Origin of the sequence: Micromonospora sp. NPDC005215 (assembly GCF_040607915.1) — a bacterium.
Taxonomy (GTDB): Bacteria; Actinomycetota; Actinomycetes; order Mycobacteriales; family Micromonosporaceae; genus Micromonospora.
Genome location: NZ_JBEXHQ010000022.1, coordinates 47,889 through 67,081 on the forward strand (window position 1 = coordinate 47,889; position 19,193 = coordinate 67,081).

The following is a 19,193-nucleotide window of genomic DNA, read 5'->3' on the forward strand; positions in this document are numbered from 1 at the left end:
GAAGGGCTGGCGGGCGGCATGTTGGGTGACGGCCGTGACGGCTGTCTCGCTGGCTCTCGGTGGCTGTTCCGGGGAGCCGGCCCGCAAGAATGGCGAAAAGCTCCAGGTGGTCACCACGGTGGCGCCCCTGACCAGCATCATCGCCAGCGTCGGCGGAGGCCGGATCGAGGTCGACGGCCTGGTGCCGGAGGGGGTCAACAGCCACACCTTCGAACCGCCGCCGAGCGCCAGCCGGTCCTTCGCCAACGCGGACGTCATCTTCATCAACGGCCTCAAGCTGGAGGATCCCACCCGGGAGTTGGCCGACCGGACCAAGCGCTCGGATGTGGCGGTGGTCGAGTTGGGCACGAGCGCGCTCCCCGAGACGGACTACATCTTCGACTTCTCGTTCCCGAAGGAGGACGGCAAGCCGAACCCGCACCTGTGGACCGACCCCACGTACGCGGTCAGGTACGCCGAGAAGGTCCGGGACGTGTTGACCGAGCTGGACCCGGACGGGGCGACGGTCTATCGCGAATCCACTGCCACCTTCGTGGCCCAGGCCAACGCCCTGACCGAGGCGATCCGGGCCGACCAGGAGTCACTCCCCGCCGACCAGCGTGAGCTGCTGACGTACCACGACGCGTACGCCTACTTCGCCCGGACGTTCGGTTGGCGCGTCGTCGGCGCGATCCAGCCCCGAAACTTCGAGGACCCCACCCCCCGCGAGATCGTCGGCCTCATCGACCAGGTGCGGCGGGAGGAGGTAAAGGTGATCTTCGGGTCGGAGGTGTTCCCATCCCGCGTGCTGGAACAGATCGGCAAGGCCACCGGCGCCCGCTACGTCGATGTGCTGCGCGACGACGACCTACCCGGAAAGCCCGGTGAGTCGGAGCACTCCTGGCTCGGGCTGATGCGCTTCGACTACCTCACCATGATCGAGGCGCTGGGTGGCTCCGCGCCCCGGCTGCGGGCCCTCGACGTGAACCAGGCAGGGGCGGACCATGCCCGCTACGCCCAGTAGTCCGCCGGCCTCGCCCGTGCTCGCCAGCCTGCGCGGCGTCGAGGCCGGGTACGACGGTCGACCGGTCCTCACCGACCTGGACCTGACGGTGCCCGCGGACGCCTTCATCGGTCTGGTCGGCCCGTCCGGCTCCGGCAAGACGACGCTGCTGCGGCTGCTGCTGGGCACCGTCCGGCCCACCCGTGGCGAATTCTTCCGCGCACCCGGGCTCACCGTTGGCTACGTGCCACAGCTGGAGAACGTGAACTGGGACTTCCCGGTCACCGTTGGCGAGTGCGTGTTGATGGCCCGGCGCCAGTCCCGGTGGTGGCCACGCCCGACTCGGCAGGAGCGGAACGAGGTCCGTGAGGTGTTGGAGCGCCTCTCCATCGACCACGTCGCGCACCGCAAGATCAGGGAGCTCTCCGGCGGTCAGCAGCAACGGATGTTCCTGGCCCGCGCGCTGCTACAGAATCCCCACCTGATCCTGCTCGACGAGCCCACCAGCGGCGTGGACGTGGTCACCCGGCACGACATCCTGCACCTGCTGGCGACCCTGAACCGGGACGGCCTTGCCATTCTGCTCACCACGCACGACCTGAACGGCATCGCCAACCACCTTCCCCGGGTGGTCTGCGTCAACAAGACCGTGATCGCTGCCGGCTCTCCGGTGGAGGTGATGACGCCGCGGGTGCTGGAGCGCACGTTCGGGGCGCGGATGGAGGTGCTCGAACACCTCGGCATGCTGGTAGTGATCGACGAGGCCAAGCCGAGGCCCGACGGTCAGGAGGTCACCATCTCGTGAACGCTCTCGAAGCCCTCCTCGACCCCTTCCGGTATCAGTTCTTCGTCAACGGTTGCATCGTCGCCACCGTGGCCGGTGCGCTCTGCGGGATGACCGGTGTCTTCATCACCCTGCGAGGAATGTCCTACATCGGTCACGGCCTGTCGCACGCGGTCTTCGGCGGGTTCGCCGCCGCCTCGATCATCCAGTTCAACTACTACATCGGCGCGGGGGTCTGGGGTCTGGTCAGCGCCGTGATGATCAACCGAGTGGCCCGGGGACGCGGGATCGGCTCGGACGCGGCGATCGGGGTGGTCACCACCGCCTCGTTCGCCCTCGGCGTGGCTCTGCTGACCGCCTTCGGTAGCCGAGGGCCGTCCTTCGACGCCGCGCTCTTCGGTTCGATCATCGGCGTCCGCGCGGTCGACGTCTGGGTGGTCGTCGGGGTGACCGTGCTCACCGCCGCATTCATCACCGCCCGCTACCGGGCGCTGCTGTTCACCACCTTCGACCCGGAGGTGGCCAGCGCGACCGGTGTGCGGGTCGGTCGCATGGACGCGATGCTGATGGCGGTCCTGTCGCTCGCGATCCTGTCCACGTTGACGGTCATCGGGGTGACGTTGGTCGCGGCCACCCTGGTCGTGCCGGCCGTCACGGCGCGGATGCTGGCGCCGACCTTTGGCCACATGGTGCCGCTGGCGATCGGCATCGGTTCCGTCACCGGCTTCCTCGGCATGAACGCCAGCTACCACGCCGACGTCCCCAGCGGCACCACCATCGTGCTGGTCGGGGCGGTGTTCTTCGTGATCGCCTACGTCGCCACCGCGTCGCGGGTGCGGCATTGGCGGATGGCTCGGTGAGCGCGGCGGCGGCCGTTCGACAGCGGACCGCGGAGCGGCTTCTGCTGGTGTTGGTCACCGACCGACCGGCACTGGTGGACGCGGCGCGGATCGCACTGCGGGACCTGACCGACGGCTCGTCCCGGGTCGTGCGCACCGACGTCACCGGGTTGGTTCCGCCGTCACCGGACGAGCCGGGCTACCGGCTGGCGGTGGACCGGGCGCGCCGCTACCTCGACCAGGTGCTTCCGGCCGCGGAGCTGCGGTTGTGCGTACTCGATTCGGTGGCCGACCTGGCGATGCTGCGCGCCGGCGGCACCGGGCGTTCGCTGCTCGCGTTGCTCGTGATCGATCATGCCGAGCATCGGCGGCCCGCCATCAGCGGCGACGACCTGGACCGACGGTTGCGTAGCGCTGCCGCCGGTCTCGACGCTGTCGAATTCCGTCCCTCACCGGGAACGGTCCACCGCTATGTCGAAGCGGACGACCAGGTGGCTTTCGCCGCCGGGCTGTGCACGATCCGGTGGCCACCGACGCGGCCGTGGGTGGTGGCGGCCGACCTGGTCTGCTCGTTCACCGACGCGCTGCAACTGGACGGGTTCAGTCGGTTCCATGGCACGCCCCCGACCGGCTTTCTCGCCGAGGCACTCGCCGGATTCCTGACCCGGCAGGCCGGCGCCGGCTGGGGCCTGCACAGCTACACCGGGTCGGTGGTGTCACCGGTCATCGACACCCTGGAGAGGTACGCGGCCCGCCACGGCAACCCGGTGGTGTCCGGCCCGAGCGAGCACAGTCTGGCGTGCTCCGCCCTGGCCCGCTGGCAACTCGACGGCCACCCGTTCCTGATCGTGGTGACCAGCGGGATGTCCGACGAGTTCCGGGGCACCCTGGCGAACCTCCGTGCGGCCCGGGCCCGTGGATTCATCCTCTGTGCGGAGTCGCGCGCCGCCCAGTGGCACCCGTTCCAGGGCACCGTGCACACCACCGAGGACACTCGCGCGGTTTTTCGGGCGCGTGGCCTCCAGGTGGCGTATCTGGACGATCCGGCGACCGTCGAGGCGGCAGTGGACCGGGCCGTCGCCGCGTACGAGCGGGACGAGGGGCCGGTCGTCCTGCTCGCCACCCGGGAGGTGCTGGAGACGCCCGGGACGGCCACGGCCCGGCCGACGTCGGTGGCCCGGCCGGCTCCGGCGGTGGTCGCGGGGGACATCGACGAGCTGGTACGGGTGGTCAACCAGGGGCCGGTACGGGTTCTGTGCCAGGCCGGACCGCTCAGCCCGACCGGTCGGGAGCTGTTGCTGACGCTCGCCCACCGGGCCGGGCTGGCGCTGGCCGACAGCCTCACCCATCCCGGCACCGTCTCCCGATATGTCGACGGCGTGCCGGTGCCGCAGTACCTCGGCACGCTGAGCCTCTACGGGCACTCGGCGCAGGTGTACGACTTCCTGCACTCCGACGGCCGACTCCGCCCCCCTTCGGAGCAGGCGCTGATCTTTCTCAACACCCGGATCGCCGAGATCGACACTCCGTACTCGCCGCTTCTGCTGCGCCGCAGCCGCCCGATCCAGGTGTACGAGCGGGCCGAGGACCGGGCGCCGTTCATCGCCGCCGGCCTGCATGGCAAAGCCGAGGAGGTGCTGCGGATCGTCCTCGACCGTCTCGACGTGCCGGACGACCTGCTGGCGCGGCGCAGGGCTGCCATCGACGCGGGGCGGGTCCACGCGGCCGACGTGATCGGGGCGATCCCGGTCCGACCGATGTCGCCGAACTACTTCTTCCGGCAGTTGGGTGGCGTTCTGGAGCACCTGATCGACGACCTGGGGTATCGCTACACCGGCGTCTTCGACGTCGGTCGTGCGGGGCTGAGCGCGGTGTGCAACCTGCCGCGCACCGGTCCCGGGTTCTCCGGCTGGTTCGGGCGGGCGCTGATGGGCGACGCGCTCCAGGCGCTGCCCGGTGTGCTGTGCCACCGGCCCGACAACGTGCTGGCCGTGGTCGGGGACGGCGCTGCGGCGCTGGTTCCGGACATCGTCCCGACGCTGGTCCGGCAGGTCGTCGTCGATGGGCACGCACTGCGCGGCAACGTGAGCATCTTCCGGTGCGTCAACGGCGCGCACTCGGTGATCCGGACGTACCGGGAGGGGCTCCAGCCGGCGGTCGTCAGCGGACAGACCGGGGTGCTGAGCCTGCTGGACGGTGACTGGGTCCGCCAGATCGGCGGGCAGACCGTACGACACCGGGTGGTGCTGGACGTCGCTGAGGTGGCGCTGGCGGATCGGCTGACCACCCCCGGGGTCATCGATCTGTACTCGGTGCTGCTCGGGCACAACAACGAGGGCGACGGTCTGAGTCGCCTCGCCGCCCTCAGCTGGCAGCGTCCCACCCTGGCCGGCACCCGCCCGGCTGGTCGCTCGACGAAGGACAGCGGATGAGGTTTGGCTTTCTCGCGCACGCGGTGACGGTGGAGCAGCGGGCTCAGGTGCGCGCCATGGCGCTGGTCGGTGACGTGTGGGCCGACCGTGCGGGTCGGCCGGCACGTCTGGGGCCGGTACGGCTGCCGGCCTTCACCACAGTCGAGTCGGACGCCGGAGGTCGCTGCACCGGCGACGTCAGGTACCTACCGCACAGCGCCGCCGAACTGCTGGGCCGGCCCGGCGAGGCGTCCCGTTTCGTTGCCACGCAGGTCCGTCGACTCGCCGACGCCGGCGCCGAACTGGTCGGCCTGGGCGGTGCGACGTCCATCGTGGGTAGCCGGGGTGTCGCCACGGCCCGGCGCGCCGGGGTCGCCGTCACCAGCGGCAACTCGCTGACCGCGTACGCCGCGCATGCCCTGGTCACGACCGTGTTGGCACGACTCGCGGTGCCCGCGGAGGAAGCGGAGATCTGCGTGGTGGGCTGGCCGGGGACGGTGGCCGGGGCGATCGCGAACCGGCTGATCGCCGACGGCTGCCGGCTCGTGCTGGTGACCCGCCCGGGCCGGCCCCCGGGGTCCGAGCGGGAGCGGCTGCCGGCGGTGGGCCGGGCCACCGTCACCGAGGACCTGGCCGGCAGTCTCGCTCGCACCCGGCTGGTGGTCGCCGCCTCCTCGGCGGGCGGGCTGATCGATCCGGCGGTGCTGCTTCCCGGGACCGTGGTGGTGGACGTGGCCCTACCCCGCGACGTCGCGCCCGGCGCCGGGCACCGCTCGGACATCCTCGTCCTGGACGGCGGGCTGGTCCGGACCGACGAGCGGATCCGTTTCGACGGCAGCAACCTCGGACCGACCACCCAGTTGAACGGCTGCCTTGCGGAAACCGTGGTGCTCGCCCTGGACGGGAGGGCCGAGTCCTGGTCGCTCGGACGGCACCTTGAGCCCGGGGCGGTGGCGGAGATCGGGGAGATGGCCCGGCGGCACGGTTTCTCGGCGGCCCCGCCGGCCCGGCACGGGCGTGAGGTGCCCCTGGAGCGGATCGAGGGGTTGGCCCGCTGGCACGGGGGCCGCCGGCGGTCGACCGAGGATGCCGCGCACCAGGCCCGCCGTCAGTTCCGGTCCTGGGTCAATCCGCCGCTGGCTGGGCTCTACGCCGCGCACGGCCTGGACCGGGTCTTCGTGAGCGGGCGTGGGTCGCGCCTCACCGATGCCGAAGGGAGGGACTACCTCGACTTCGTCGCCGGCTTCGGCAGCCTCAACCTGGGGCACAACCATCCGGCGGTGGTCGGCGCGGTCCGCCAGTTTCTGGACTCGGCGGCACCCACCTTCGTGCAGTACACGTCCGTGCCCGCGGTGACGGCGCGACTGGCGGAGCGGCTGTGCGAACTCGCCCCGGGGGAGATGGGCCGGGTCTTCTTCAGCAACTCGGGCGCCGAGGCCGTCGAGGCCGCGCTCAAGGTGGCCCGGGCGGCGACCGGCCGCACCCGGTTGGTCTACACGGCGAACAGCTACCACGGCAAGACCTTCGGGGCGCTGTCGGTCAGCGGTCGGGAGTCGTACCAGGAACCCTTCGCGCCGCTGCTGCCGGAGTGCGTGGCTGTCCCGTACGGGGACGAGGCGGCGCTGCGCGGGGCCGTGGTCGGGGCGGCCGCCTTCATCGTGGAGCCGGTGCAGGGGGAGGGGGGCGTGGTTCTGCCGCCGCCCGGCTACCTCGCCGCCGCGGCGCGCATCTGCGCGGCGGCCGGCGCGGTGCTGATCGTCGACGAGATCCAGACGGGTCTCGGCCGGACCGGGACGCTCTTCGCCTGCGAACGCGAGGGGGTCCGTCCGGATGTGCTCTGTCTGGCGAAGTCTCTCTCCGGCGGCCTGGTACCGATCGGGGCGACCCTGGTGACCAGTGAGGTGTGGGACGCCGCCTACGGCAGTGCCAGCCGGTCGTTGCTGCACACGTCCACCTTCGGCGGCGGAAATTTCGCCTCGGCCGCCGCGCTGGCGACCCTGGACGTCCTGCTGGCCGAGGACCTGCCGGCCCGGGCGGCCACGGTCGGTGCGCGGCTGCGGGCGGGACTGGCCGAGGTGCGCGCGGAACATGATTTCGTGGCTGACGTCCGTGGCGTCGGGCTGATGAACGCGATCGAATTCGACGGCGGGTACGCCGGGGCGATGACCGCCCTGACCGACGAGGTACTCACCCGGGCGCCCGGCGACCTGCACGCCCTGGCGGAGACCCTCCCCGACGACGTGCGGACGGCGCTGCGCCGGGCCGCCCGGGCCGTGGAGGGCGCCCTGGGCGACCTGCTGTGCCTGCGGTTCGTCGCGAACCTCGCGCGGGACCACCGGATGCTCACCTTCGTCACCGCCAACCGCAACCAGGTGGTGCGGATCCAGCCACCCCTGGTGCTCACCGAGGACGAGGCGGACCGGTTCGTCGAGGCCGTCAGTCTCGTCTGCCGTTCGCTCGACCAGACCACTCTGCTCTGAAGGAGTTTCCCGTGGACCGTCAGCAAGCCCTCGCCTGTCTCAAGGACGTCATGTGCGACGAGTTCGGATATCCCGCCGACGGGATCGTCGAGACCGCCAGCCTGCGCGACGACGTCGGCATGGACTCGCTCGACCTGATCGACCTGGTCTCCGCGCTTGAGAACCGCTTCGACGTACCGGCCGCGTCGGCGGAGATCAGCAGCGTGCGCACGGTCGGGAACGTCGTCGACACCATCCTCGCCCTGGATTCGGCGCTCCCACCGGAGTGAACCTCAACCGATCTCGTCCGGGTCCCGGGTGTAGACGAAGGTGGCGATGTCCAGCGCGACCGCCCGGCCCTGCTCGTCGCGGCGCACGGTGAGGATCTCGCCGTCCTGCCGGCCGGTCCGGCCCCGCCAGCGGTCCGGACCCTCGGCGACGAAGCGGAGGTTCGGCGCGCCGACCGGGCCGGCGTGCAGGTCGCCGGCGGCGTCCGCGTACACCTCGATCGTGGTGCCCATCCACCACCAGCGGCCGGTCAGCTCGGCCAGTTCGGCGGGCGGCGGGGCGGCGGCCGGCCGCCACGGGGTGACCGGCGCGGGCTCGGCGTCCAGCACCAGGGTGAGCAGCTGTCGTCCGAGCGCGCCGAGGTGCACGGTGCGCAGGGTGTACGCGTTGACCAGGCCGACCACTGCGGTGCGGGTGGGTCGGTGCACGGCGAGCGAGGCGCCGTAGCCGGGCATCGAGCCGCCGTGGCCGACGTACACCCGGTTGCCCTCCCGGAAGAGTTCCAGCCCGAGCCCGTGCCCGTGGGTCCAGGACTCCAGATCGCTGACCACGACGGGGGAGCACATCTCGGTCAGCGTCTCGGCGGCCAGCACCGACGGGTCGGGGTCGGCCAGGAACGCGGCCCACCGACCGAGGTCCTCGATCGTCGACCAGAGCTGCCCAGCGGGGGCCATCGCACCGGTGTCCGTACGCGGCTCCTCGCGCAGGGTGTCGTGCCAGGGGTGGACGACGTAGCCACTGGCGAACGGCTCGGTGGCCGCGTACGTGGTGCGGCGCAGGTCCAGCGGGGTGAGGATCCGTTCGCCGAGCAGGTCGGCCCAGGGTGTCCCGGTGAGCCGTTCGAGGACTCCGCCGAGCAGCCCGTACGCCAGGTTGGAGTAGTGGTAGGTGGCGTGCGGCGGATAGGCGATCTTGTCGGGGGTGACCCCGGCCAGCAGGGTGGCCAGGTCGGCCCCTGCGGTCCGCTCCCACCAGTCGCCCTCGGGCTCGCGCTGGATGCCACTGGCGTGCCCGAGGAGTTGGCGCAGGGTGAGCGCGCCGACGCTGGTGCCGGGCAGGTGCTCCTCCAGCGGGTCGTCGACGGCGAGTCGGCCGGCGTCGCGCAGTTGCATGATCAGGGTCGCGGTCATCGTCTTGCTGATCGAGCCCAGCCGGTACTGCAGGTCGGCGTCCGGGCGGGGGTGCTCGCCGGCGGTGGCCAGGTGGACCAGCGCGCCGTCGCGGACCACGCCCAGGACCAGCGACGGGGCGTGCCCGTCGAGCTGCGCCTGGGCGACCCGGGCGTCGATCCGTCGGGCGGTCTCGGGCAGCAGGGTCAACGGGATCTCCTCGGATCGGGCGTTCGGATCATGGGAATCGAGCCTTCGGATCATGGCCGGAAAGGGCCTCGCCGAGGCTACTGATCTTCCTGGGGAGGCCGCGCGTGCATTTGCGTGTCACGATCGTGGTGTGGACGCCGTGGTGTGGATCGTATTGGGTGTGCTGCTGGCCGTCGCCGAGATCTTCACGACGACGCTGTTTCTGATCATGTTCGCGGCTGGCGCGTTCGCCGCTGGCGGTGCCGCCGCTCTGGGCGCGCCGGTGGCGGTGCAGGCGCTGGTCTTCGCGGTGGTGTCGGCGCTGAGTCTGTTGGTGGCCCGGCCGGCCCTCCGGCGGCAACAGCGCTCGTCGCTGGAGAGCGGCGAGCAGCCGTTCGGTCTGGAGGCGATCGAGGGGGCCACGGCGCTGGTTCTGGAGCGGGTGGACGCTGACCATGGCCTCGTCAAGATCGACGGTGAGCTGTGGAGTGCCCGCTCGTACGACACGACGCAGACGTTCGACACCGGTCAACGGGTACGGGTGATCAAGGTCCGGGGCGCGACCGCCCTGGTCTGGCAGGACGATATTTCTTCCGCCGGCGAGCTGCCGGAAGCGAGAGGGTGAACGGGATGACCTTAATCGGGGTGGTGGTGATCGCGGTGGCGTTGATCGCCGTGATAACGCTGGCCAAGGCGGTGCGGATCGTGCCGCAGCAGCGCCAGGACGTGGTGGAACGGCTCGGCAAGTACAAGCGCACGCTCAGCCCCGGCCTCAACCTGCTGGTGCCGTTCATCGACGCGGTTCGGACCAAGGTCGACATGCGCGAGCAGGTGGTCAGCTTCCCGCCGCAGCCGGTGATCACCTCGGACAACCTCGTGGTCTCGATCGACACGGTGCTCTACTTCAAGGTGGTCGACTCGGTCCGGGCGACCTACGAGATCTCCAGCTTCCTCCAGGCCATCGAGCAGCTCACCGTCACCACGTTGCGTAACGTGATCGGCTCGCTCGACCTGGAGCGGGCGTTGACCAGCCGGGACGAGATCAACAGGCACCTCTCGGGCGTGCTGGACGAGACCACCGGCCGCTGGGGCATCAAGGTGACCCGGGTGGAGATCAAGGCGATCGAACCGCCGGCCAGCATCCGCGACTCGATGGAGAAGCAGATGCGCGCCGAGCGGGACCGCCGCGCGGCGATCCTGACCGCCGAGGGGCACAAGCAGTCGGTGATTCTGACCGCCGAGGGCGACAAGCAGTCCGCGGTGCTGCGGGCCGACGGTGACCGGCAGGCCCGGATCCTGCAGGCCGAGGGCCAGGCGAAGGCGATCCGGACCGTGTTCGACGCGATTCACCAGGCCAATCCGAGCCAGAAGGTGCTCGCGTACCAGTACCTGCAAGCCCTGCCGCAGATCGCCCAGGGCAGCGCCAACAAGGTCTGGATCATCCCGGCCGAGCTGACCAAGGCCCTGGAGGGGATGGGTGGCGCGCTGGGTGGTTTGAGCCAGATGGTGGGGGACCTTCCCGCACCGGAGGCGGCCGAGCACGCGAGCCAGGTCGAGCGCGAGGCCGCGGAGGCCGCGCAGGCCGCGGCGGACGCCGCCCAGCAGATCCACGACGAGGTACGCGTCGCCGAGGCGCAGGCCACCGGCGGCACCAAGCCGCAGGGGCTGCCCGCGCCGGAGCCGGTGTCTCCGGCCAGCCTGACCGAGGACCCGGCCGACCAGCGCGAGCGCGCTTGATCCAGGACGCCGGCCGTCCGGCCGGGATAAATGCGAGAAAGACTCATGGGGCGCTCCGAGGCCTGCCACGATCGGTCCTAGGACGGGTGGTGACCAGGCAATCGGGGCGCCCCGGCGCGTTCCGCACCACTCGCGGACGAGCGAGGTGACGCATGAAGGATCCGGCGAATCGGATGTGGTCCTCGGCCCCGGTGCCCGGCGCGCACGACCCGGTCGCCCCGTTGGGGTCCCGCAGCACCGGTGGCGGCTTCGGCGTGTTGCCGTTCGTCGACGAGCCAACCGCGGGCGGCCCGGCCACGAACGCCAGTTGGGCGTGGTCGGTGCGCCGGTTCGCGCGGGCGGCCGTGTGGCTGCTGCCCGCGTACGCCATCCTGTACGGCGTGGTGGCGATGGCCAGTGACGGCGGGGTGGGCAACGACCCCTATCCGGCCGACGGCCGGGCGGCCTACCTGATCGGTTGGGTGGCCGCGGTCTGGCTCGGCCTGCTCGCGCTGCTGGCCCTCACCGGGCTGCTGGCCGCGACCCGCAGCCGCCGGGTGGCCGCCGCCGGGCTGCTGGTCAGCATCGCCGGCACCGTGCTGATGCTGCCCTTCGCGGGGCTCGCCGAGCAGACGCCGGTCTTCGGGACCACCGCGCGGTCGCTGGTCCTGCTCGGCGCGACGTTCTACAGCGTGGGCTGGTTCCTCACCGGGTGGGCGGTGGCCCGCTCGGGCACCTTCAGCCTCGGCGACGGCGCCATGCTGATCATCGCCGCGCCCCTTCTCGGCCTGGGCGGTGCGCTGATCGGTTCACTCCAGACGTTCGGCGCGATCTTCGTGCTGATCGCCGGCATCGGCATCGGCTACCGTTCCGGCCGCCTGATGCCCCGGGAAACCGCCCGCGACGCGGCCAGCGCCAGCCTCTCCACCCCGGCCCCGCCACCCACCGCCTCGGGCGGTCCCATTTCCGCCGCCTGATTCGTTCCGGCGAAACCCCGCCGCGGTGCCGGGCGACGGATGGCGCATAAGACGGAACGGCTTTGTCCAGGGCCGGACAGCGGCGGAAAATGGCCGTCTCCGAACTGTCGGATCCTTGACGCCTCCGTGCTGGTCGGCGCAGGCCGCTGCCGGCCATTGTCGAAGCCGCTACCGCCATTCGTCGATAGCGGCGAGATGGCTGGCGGTTCGCCACTGACGACCATTCAGTCGACGTGCGGCGGCGCGCCGTCGCTGGTGAGGGCACGGGTGGACGCCCCGGGTCGCGCCGCGGCAGCGGCTCGGCATCGGTCCAGTCGTCGTGACACCAACTCCGCCGGGCGGGGATCCACCCAGGGCCCAGGCGTGTGGCTCCGGAAAGCACACAGCCCATGCCGCCCCATCCCAACGGCGCGGGTCGGGTCCGTTTGGACATTGTCGGCGGACGCATCGCGGACGCGATGCGTCGATGGGCCGTGCCACCATTGGTGCTCAATTCCCGGCGATGTCGACATTCATGGAGCAATATCGTGGCTGCGCTTCCCCGATTGACCGTGCTGCTCTGCGATAGTGATGACGCTGCCGCGGGGCGGCTCTACCAGGAACTGACCTCCAGCCCGCTGGTGGAGCGGGTGGTGGCGGTTGGGACTCTCGCCGACGCCGCTCGCGAGGCCGGCACTGGCACATTCGACGTGATCGTCGTTGATCCGCTCAGCACCGATCTGGCGCAGGCCGGTCGGTTCGCGCTGTCCCGCTCGGGCGAGGGGGCCGCCGTGGTGCTCTACGTCGACCTGGCGCGAGTGGAGAAGCAGGCGGCGGCGTTCTACCACGGCGACCGGAGCCGCCTTCGGGACGCGTTCACGCTCGACAAGCGAACGCCGCCCGACATGCTGGCGGCGGAGGCCGATGTGGTCCTGACCAGCTGCCAGGCGTTCCGGCTGCTCGCCACCAGCAGATCCAACGCGGACCGGCTCATCGACGAGGTGCGCGACCGGGCGACCAGCAGCGGCGACGACGAGTTGGAACGGCTGGTCGACGACGTGGATCAGGCACGGATTCTGGAACACGTCCGACCCGACGCGGGCCTGGTGCGGCCGAAGGTCGCCAGCAACAGCGTCTTCCTGTCGTACCGGTTCAAGGAGGAGGACGGGTTTGTCCGGGGCCTCAGCGGATTGTTGGAGGACAACGGTTTTACCGTGATCACCGGTCGGGCCGCGGACGGGTACGTCGGAATGGCGGTGCTGAACCGGATTCGGGAGTGCGAGTTCTTCGTCTCGTTGATGACCCGGTCCCGGCAGTTCGCCGAGCCCGGAGAGAAGTTCGCGACCAGCGCCTGGCTGATCGAGGAGAAAGGAGCCGCCCTCGCCTTCAGTAAGTACATGGTGCTGCTTGTGGAGGAGGGGGTGGACGACATCGGCGGGCTGCACGGCGACTGGCAACGGCACGAGTTCACCGCGCCGACGTTCACCACGGCGGCACGGGCCGCCGTGCAGCAGTTGCGCAACCGCAGCGGCCGGTAAGACTGAGTCGTGCCGGGACGATTTCACACTTCGGTCACAGAGTTGACCGTTCGGTTGAATAACGCAGTCTGATGGCCAATGGCGGTGGGCCTTTATGTCTGCTAGTCCTAGCGGAGGAGGTGCTGTGCTTGCAGATCGTGAAACAACTCAGCCGTAAACAAGCCATTGTCCAGCGTCATTGCCCTACCATCAGGTCGACGGCAGCTCTGACTTCGTCGGAGGACGTTGTGGCAGAGACGATCGGCGAGGCGGGCACGGGTGCCAACCCACGAGCGCAATCAGGTCCGCCGGGTGACCCGACCCGGTGCCGGCCACCGCACTTCGAGTGTGAGCGGCACCGCCGCGCCGCGCTGGCGGCCATCCACGCCGGTCAGCTGCCACTCAAGTTCGCGTACGCCGGAAGCGCCGCCCACACCCACGACGCCTACGCCCGCACCGACGACTACCTGAGCATGCTCGCCTCCGCCCGCCACGAAGCCGAAGCCCTGCTGGCTGCGCAGACGCTGACGGCCGGCGCGCTGGCCGTCGCGGAGATCGGCCCGGGCAACGGCAAGCGCAGCAGCGCCTTCCTCAACCGGCTGACCACTCTTGGCCACCCCTGCCGGCGCTACCTCGCGTTGGACTTCAGCGCCACCCTGCTCGCCATCGCCTGTCACCGGTTGGCCCACTTCGCGGGCGGCCAGATGAGCGTTGACTCTCACGTGTGGGACATCGAGTCTGGCGCTTCGCAGGGCGTCGAACGGTGGCGGCCGGGGCCTGAGCCGGTGGTCGCCTGCCTGCTCGGGCACACCCTCGGCAACCTGGAATGCCCGACCGCAGCCCTGGCCAACATCCGCGCCTCACTGCGCCCGCGCGACGTGCTCGTGCTGAGCGTGGTGGTGGGCCGGCCGGACGAGCCGGCGGAGACGGTGCTGGCGCCGTACCGCTGCCCGGAGTTCCGCGACGCGGCCCTGGAGCCGCTGCTCGCCGCCGGCCTGCCCGAGGTCGACCTGGATTTCGTGCTGCGCTGGGGGGACGGCGCGGTGACCGGCGAGGCGGTGCTCCGACGACCGGGTGTCCTGGATGGCACCCTGCTGCCGGCAGGCCATCGCATTCGCTGCTTCCAGTCCCGCAGGTTCAGCTATCCCGACGTCATTGCCGCCGTCAGGGACGCAGGTTGGCGCATCCGGCACGCCGCGTTGGCGTCCGGCAGCCACCATTTGGTGATCACGGCGTCGCGATGGTGAGGGAGTGGCGGACATGACCGAGCGAAAGGTGGCGCCGGAGAGGGTCACACCCGCTGACCTGATCGACCGGGCGCGTCGGGCCAGCCTCTTCTATCGGGCCTCCTACGAGGGGACCGACCCCAACTGCGTGCGGCTACCCGGCGCGGCGATGGACGAGTTGGTGCAGGGGCTGGTCGCCGGGGTGCACGACGAGCTGTGCCAGATCGTCCCGTACACCACGGCCGGTCGTCCCGCCGATCCGTTCTCCCGGGCGATGTTCCGCCAGCTGGCGCGGCGCGTGACGGTGCGCCGCATGTACCTCGTGCCGGGCGAGGACGTGGGCACGGGGGAGATCGACGAGCAGTTGGCAGAGGACCGTGAGCACGATCTGGACGCGGTCATGGTGCCGGTCTTCATCGCGGGCGAACTCCCGTTGGTGCCGATGACCGACATGTGGCTGATCGACGGCCAGGTGGTGGTCCGGCAGGAGGTGGGCGGGGACGGTCTCGCGTCCTGGGTGGTCAGTGGCCACTCGGAGGAGGTGACTCGGGCCCGCCTGCTCTGGGATCGTCTGATGAGCCGGTCCTGCCTGCCCGACCGTGGCCGGCCTCGGCGGCCCGGCCCCGAGCTGACCCGCTGGCTGCTCCAGTCGGCAAACATGCTGTACGCGATGGCGCCGATGTCCTGCGGGCCGTCGCACCTGGACAAGACCAACTGTTCCTGGTATCACCAGTCGTGGCAGTACCTGCGCCTGTTCGACATGGTCAGCAGCCCCCAGTGGCACGCCGAGTTCTACGCGCAACAGTTGGCTCAGGCGATCCGCGGGGGCGCGCGCCGGGTGATGATCAGCGGCACCGCCGACTACACCCTCCTCGCCTTCCTGCTGGAGGCGGTGCGGTCGGCGCTCGGCGGCATCCCCCCCGACCTGGACGTGCACGTGCTCGACAAGTGTCAGACACCACTGCTGGCCTGCGACTGGTACGCCAAGCAGATCGGTGCCCGGGTCCAGGTGCACCAGGCCGACGTGACCTGCCCCGACGCGGTTGCTCGGCTCGTCGAGGGCGGCCGATTCGACCTGGTGCTGGCCGACGCGTTCCTGACCCGGTTCAACCGCGCCTCGGCGGACGCGGTGATCGGCAGCTGGTCCGCGCTGCTGAACCCGGGTGGTTCGGTGATCACCACCGTCCGGCTGCATCCGGGCAACGAGTGGCCGAGGGACGACGAGGACCAGGACGGCCGCCACCGGGTGTCGGATCTCGTCGACGATTTCGAGCTGCGGTTCCGGGAGCGGGCCACCGGTTGGCGTGGACTGCTCTCGGTGGAGCTTGACGATCTCGCCGAGGCGGCCCGCCGTTACGCGACCCGGATGGCCAGCCACGACCTCGGTGACGCCGAGGAGGTGCGGGCGGCGTTCAGCCGGGGTGGCTTCCAGGTGTCCGATTCGGACGTCAAGGCCGTCGACGGTGAGCTGGTACGGACCCAGTACCTCCGACTGCGGGTGGACCTGCCCTGCGACAGCGGAGGGACTGGCGGTTAGCATCAACATGTCGTGGTGACCTCGTTGACCCACGGTGATCGCCGAAGGGGGGGGGTCGGTGCCCGACTATTCGCCCTGGCCGGCCGTCAAGGCTCTCAGCCCCGAGGTGGGCGCGTACGAGTTGCTCACCGCGGCCCACAAGGACCTCAACGCGCAGACCGCCATGCTGGACGAGCGGCCCGCCGCGCTGCGGGTCGTCAGCGCCTCGACGGAGTTCCGCGACAGCGTGGGGCACGAGCTGGTCATCCGGGTGGAGGCGATGGGGCAGCCCACCGAGGTGCGGCTCTCCGAGAAAGACGTCCGGGCCACCGCCTTCGGGGACGGCAAGCACGGCGTGACGCCGCTGGTGCTGCTCTCGTACGCCCTGCAGAAGGATCCGTTCGCTTCCGGCTGGCGGCCCCGCCGAGTCGGGCACGCCGAGCCGCCCTCGGCCAGCGCGATGGCGTACTACTCCCGGCTGGACCGGTTGACGGACAGCTCCACCCAGGTCGAACGGCAGCTCGAGGCGGGCCGGGACGTGGTGGTGATCGGCGAGCACGGCTGCGGGAAGTCGGCGCTGGTTGCCAACGTCGCCGACAAGCGGCTCGCGGCCGGCGACGGCGTCGTGTGGCTCAACCTCGCCGACCCGGCCGACGGTCCAGAGTCGATCGTGTTGGCCCTGCTGGAGCAGTCGCGCAGTCGTACCGGCTGTTACCTGCTCGTCCTGGAGAACCTGCACGCGAACCCGCTGGTGCTCAACGAGTTGTTCGACTGTGTGACCCGGCTGCGCTCGGACTTCGGGCTCCACGTGCAGGTGCTCGCCACGAGCTGGAAGTCGGCCGGCCCCAACCTCGCTGGCGGTGAACCCACCCGCGAGCTGCGACAGGTCCTGGCCGAGGGACGGCCGTTGATCAGCCAGCTGCTTGTGGAAAACAGCATCAGCGAGGCGCACTGGCCGACGATCCAGCAGCTGGCACAGGATGACGTGCACATCGCGTTGACCGCTATCGACCTCTACGGCACCCGCGGCACCGTGCCGACCGAGGCGGACCTGGAGGCGTATTACACCCGGCAGATGACCGGCGACGACCAGCGCGAGGTGCTGTATCGCGTGGCCTGCCTGGGCGTACTGGAGTTGCAGATGGCCACCCGGGAGGCGGGTCCGTTACTGGCGACGCTGCAGCGGTTGCGCGACGACGGCCTCATCTACCAGATCGACGGCGCGTACCTGATCGGCTCCCGCCGCCGAGCGCAGCTCGTGATGAACCACGCCCGCCAGCACTGGGAGGCCGATCGCCGGTGGAACAGCCCTGAGCGCAACGTGTGGCTGCATCTACAGCGCGGCGGGGAGCGCCTGATGAAGGCGACGCTGAGCCGGCTGGACCAGTTGGTCTCGCCGGACACGGCGCGGACCGAGACGCTGCACCTGCTGAGCACCTGGGAGACGCTGATCCGGCTCGGCCGGACGTTACGGAAACGAACCGCCGACGACCCGTCCTGGGGGGACAACTCCGGCGCCGCCGTCTTCGCCGCGAGCGCGCTCAACCAGCTCAACCATGTCGACTCCTGGTTGAAGATCGCCGGTGGGGTGCGGACCCGCTGGCACTACGACGTGCCCGGCTGCGGGCTGCCCGAGCCCGTGGACCGGGTGACTGCCGACTGTGCGGACTTCGACCAGATCCGGCAGTCGATGGCGACGGAAGACGCGATCTTCGGGGCGGCGCCGCACCTCGCCGGCATGCCCGCCGAGCAGCTGGACACCGCGCGGATGTACCGCAACTGGGTGCTCGGTCTCCTGCTCGGTTTCGAGGGTTCCGCGCCGGCCGTCCACCAGGATCAGAAACGGATCGACCGGCTGGTCGAGGTGGCCCGCGAGGCCCAGGAGGAGGACGGCAACTTCTACCCGGCGCGGGTGCCGTGGGTGACCGCCCGGGTGGTCCTCGGTCTGTGTCAGGCCAACCTGCGGGTGGACCACCCGGTGGTCCGGGACGCCTGCAACTGGCTCCTGCGGTCGGTGTCCGAGGGTGGGCCGTTCGACAACTGGTGGCGCAGCGGCACCGGAACGTGGAACCGCGAGGAGGCCACCACCGCCATGTGTCTCAGCGCCCTCGTGCGCGCCGGGGTGCCGATGCGGCCGGAGATGAAGACCGCGCACGCCCGGCTGATGGGGCGCGAGGGGGAGTGGACCACCGAGGGGCGGGAGATCGACATGGCTCAGGTGCTGGAGGCGACGCTGCTCTGCACCGGCGCCGCCAACGGCACCAGGGAACACCTGAAGACGCTGTTCCACCGAATGACCACCGAGCGGAAGAGCCGGGCACTGCTGTCCACCGCGCCCGAGGAGCGGCTGCGCATTCCCTTCGTGGCCGCCCAACTCGCCGACATCGTGTGGCGGATCGTGCAGTTGGAGAGCCTGAAACTGTTCGGCGACGTCATCAATCAGGGTCGGCCGGAGCCGTCCGAGCTCTCGGAAGTGGCAGTGGCGCCACAGACTGTCGAGTCGTCCTCCACCGGGGCGACCCTGACCAGGCGCCATCTGCGTGCCTGGCAGCGGGGGTGTGAGCAGATCGAGGGGACCATCCGCGACCGGATCACCAGGCGCGACGGACCGGTGCGGACGCCCGCGGTGGAGAAGGTGATCAGCGAGCAGTTGGCCTACCGTGCTCAGCTCACGGAGCTGGCCAGCCGGCTCGACGAGCATGCCGACCGAGAGTTGTTGGAGCAGATCGACGCCCTCGGTAGCACGGTCTGCGGTGTCGCGTGGCCGGATCTGCCGTGGCCCGACTTCGGGCCGGAGGAGGACGCGTGAGCATCGCGGTGCCAGCGCCGTCGACGCTGAACTTCCTGGCCGGGCTCTTCGCCGGGGCCGGGATCAACATGCTCACGTCCGTCTCCACGGGCCCTCCGGGCACTGACGTCTCCACCGGCAAGATCGCGCTGGATTCGGCGCTCTGGGTGGTCGCCGCCGGCTTCCTGACCTGGGCGGCGCACCTGTTCCAGGCGGCCGAACGCGACGCCGACCTCTACATCGATCGTGACTTCAGCGAGCCCGAGAAGCAGGAGATCCGGCAGGAGTACCTGCGCCGGGCGCTGCGGCGCGCACGGCTGCCGTTGGCGATGACGGTTCTGGCGCTGGTGTGCGCCGTGCTCCTGTTGCCCGGTTTCATCCGCTGGAGCGGCGTACTGGGTGGTTGACGGTCG

General features: G+C 70.6%; 15 protein-coding genes. 14 read left to right on the forward strand and 1 reads right to left on the reverse strand.

The genetic code is table 11. The features are described 5' to 3' along the window. Window positions 1-34 precede the first annotated feature (34 nt). Genes ABZU25_RS17980 through ABZU25_RS18005 form a run of 6 tightly spaced genes read left to right on the forward strand, consistent with a single transcriptional unit; the run spans window position 35 to window position 7,765 of the window. Window positions 35-1,003 carry a metal ABC transporter substrate-binding protein gene (locus tag ABZU25_RS17980; protein ID WP_355030461.1) on the forward strand — a complete coding sequence of 323 codons (969 nt, stop codon included), beginning with the start codon at window positions 35-37 and terminating at the stop codon, window positions 1,001-1,003. Beyond that, on the forward strand, window positions 984-1,787 hold the full coding sequence (locus ABZU25_RS17985) for a metal ABC transporter ATP-binding protein (protein ID WP_355030462.1): 804 nt from the start codon (window positions 984-986) through the stop codon (window positions 1,785-1,787). The genes ABZU25_RS17980 and ABZU25_RS17985 overlap by 20 nt, the downstream gene beginning before the upstream one ends. After that, window positions 1,784-2,626, forward strand: coding sequence for a metal ABC transporter permease (locus tag ABZU25_RS17990; protein WP_355030463.1), 843 nt, complete (start codon window positions 1,784-1,786; stop codon window positions 2,624-2,626). Before ABZU25_RS17985 ends, ABZU25_RS17990 begins: the two co-directional genes overlap by 4 nt. Beyond that, a complete protein-coding gene (locus ABZU25_RS17995) occupies window positions 2,623-5,037 on the forward strand; it encodes a hypothetical protein (protein ID WP_355030464.1) in 2,415 nt (804 codons plus the stop codon). The genes ABZU25_RS17990 and ABZU25_RS17995 overlap by 4 nt, the downstream gene beginning before the upstream one ends. Beyond that, entirely contained in the window at window positions 5,034-7,496 is a 2,463-nt protein-coding gene (locus tag ABZU25_RS18000) for an aminotransferase class III-fold pyridoxal phosphate-dependent enzyme (RefSeq protein ID WP_355030465.1), read from the forward strand. The genes ABZU25_RS17995 and ABZU25_RS18000 overlap by 4 nt, the downstream gene beginning before the upstream one ends. Window positions 7,497-7,507: 11 nt before the next feature. Further along, the gene (locus ABZU25_RS18005; RefSeq protein WP_355030466.1) at window positions 7,508-7,765 is read left to right on the forward strand and encodes an acyl carrier protein; all 258 of its coding nucleotides are present in this window, start codon (window positions 7,508-7,510) and stop codon (window positions 7,763-7,765) included. A gap of 3 nt (window positions 7,766-7,768) precedes the next feature. Here the strand turns inward: ABZU25_RS18005 and ABZU25_RS18010 are convergent, their stop codons facing one another. Next, window positions 7,769-9,082, reverse strand: coding sequence for a serine hydrolase domain-containing protein (locus ABZU25_RS18010; protein WP_355030467.1), 1,314 nt, complete (start codon window positions 9,080-9,082; stop codon window positions 7,769-7,771). A gap of 130 nt (window positions 9,083-9,212) precedes the next feature. On the opposite strand from ABZU25_RS18010, the gene ABZU25_RS18015 reads away from it, so the two are divergent. The 8 genes from ABZU25_RS18015 to ABZU25_RS18050 all read left to right on the forward strand — a co-directional run bounded on the left by ABZU25_RS18015 (window position 9,213) and on the right by ABZU25_RS18050 (window position 19,187). Beyond that, the gene (locus ABZU25_RS18015) at window positions 9,213-9,686 is read left to right on the forward strand and encodes an NfeD family protein (RefSeq protein WP_355030468.1); all 474 of its coding nucleotides are present in this window, start codon (window positions 9,213-9,215) and stop codon (window positions 9,684-9,686) included. A 5-nt stretch (window positions 9,687-9,691) separates the two neighbouring features. After that, window positions 9,692-10,798, forward strand: coding sequence for an SPFH domain-containing protein (locus ABZU25_RS18020; protein ID WP_355030469.1), 1,107 nt, complete (start codon window positions 9,692-9,694; stop codon window positions 10,796-10,798). Window positions 10,799-10,950: 152 nt separating this feature from the next. Continuing rightward, entirely contained in the window at window positions 10,951-11,754 is an 804-nt protein-coding gene (locus ABZU25_RS18025) for a hypothetical protein (protein WP_355030470.1), read from the forward strand. A 527-nt stretch (window positions 11,755-12,281) separates the two neighbouring features. After that, window positions 12,282-13,271, forward strand: coding sequence for a hypothetical protein (locus ABZU25_RS18030; protein WP_355030471.1), 990 nt, complete (start codon window positions 12,282-12,284; stop codon window positions 13,269-13,271). A gap of 227 nt (window positions 13,272-13,498) precedes the next feature. Then, the gene (locus ABZU25_RS18035; protein ID WP_355030472.1) at window positions 13,499-14,497 is read left to right on the forward strand and encodes an L-histidine N(alpha)-methyltransferase; all 999 of its coding nucleotides are present in this window, start codon (window positions 13,499-13,501) and stop codon (window positions 14,495-14,497) included. Between the two features lie 13 nt (window positions 14,498-14,510). Then, the gene (locus ABZU25_RS18040) at window positions 14,511-16,013 is read left to right on the forward strand and encodes a class I SAM-dependent methyltransferase (RefSeq protein ID WP_355030473.1); all 1,503 of its coding nucleotides are present in this window, start codon (window positions 14,511-14,513) and stop codon (window positions 16,011-16,013) included. Between the two features lie 58 nt (window positions 16,014-16,071). Continuing rightward, window positions 16,072-18,801 carry a hypothetical protein gene (locus ABZU25_RS18045; RefSeq protein ID WP_355030474.1) on the forward strand — a complete coding sequence of 910 codons (2,730 nt, stop codon included), beginning with the start codon at window positions 16,072-16,074 and terminating at the stop codon, window positions 18,799-18,801. Continuing rightward, entirely contained in the window at window positions 18,798-19,187 is a 390-nt protein-coding gene (locus tag ABZU25_RS18050; RefSeq protein WP_355030475.1) for a hypothetical protein, read from the forward strand. The genes ABZU25_RS18045 and ABZU25_RS18050 overlap by 4 nt, the downstream gene beginning before the upstream one ends. Window positions 19,188-19,193: the final 6 nt, after the last annotated feature.

Bases quoted from the DNA above. Each gene is read 5' to 3' on its own strand.
- ABZU25_RS17985 (WP_355030462.1), top strand. From the start codon at position 984: ATGCCCGCTACGCCCAGTAGTCCGCCGGCCTCGCCCGTGCTCGCCAGC.
- ABZU25_RS18000 (WP_355030465.1), top strand. From the start codon at position 5,034: ATGAGGTTTGGCTTTCTCGCGCACGCGGTGACGGTGGAGCAGCGGGCT.
- ABZU25_RS18020 (WP_355030469.1), top strand. From the start codon at position 9,692: ATGACCTTAATCGGGGTGGTGGTGATCGCGGTGGCGTTGATCGCCGTG.
- ABZU25_RS18025 (WP_355030470.1), top strand. From the start codon at position 10,951: ATGAAGGATCCGGCGAATCGGATGTGGTCCTCGGCCCCGGTGCCCGGC.
- ABZU25_RS18040 (WP_355030473.1), top strand. From the start codon at position 14,511: ATGACCGAGCGAAAGGTGGCGCCGGAGAGGGTCACACCCGCTGACCTG.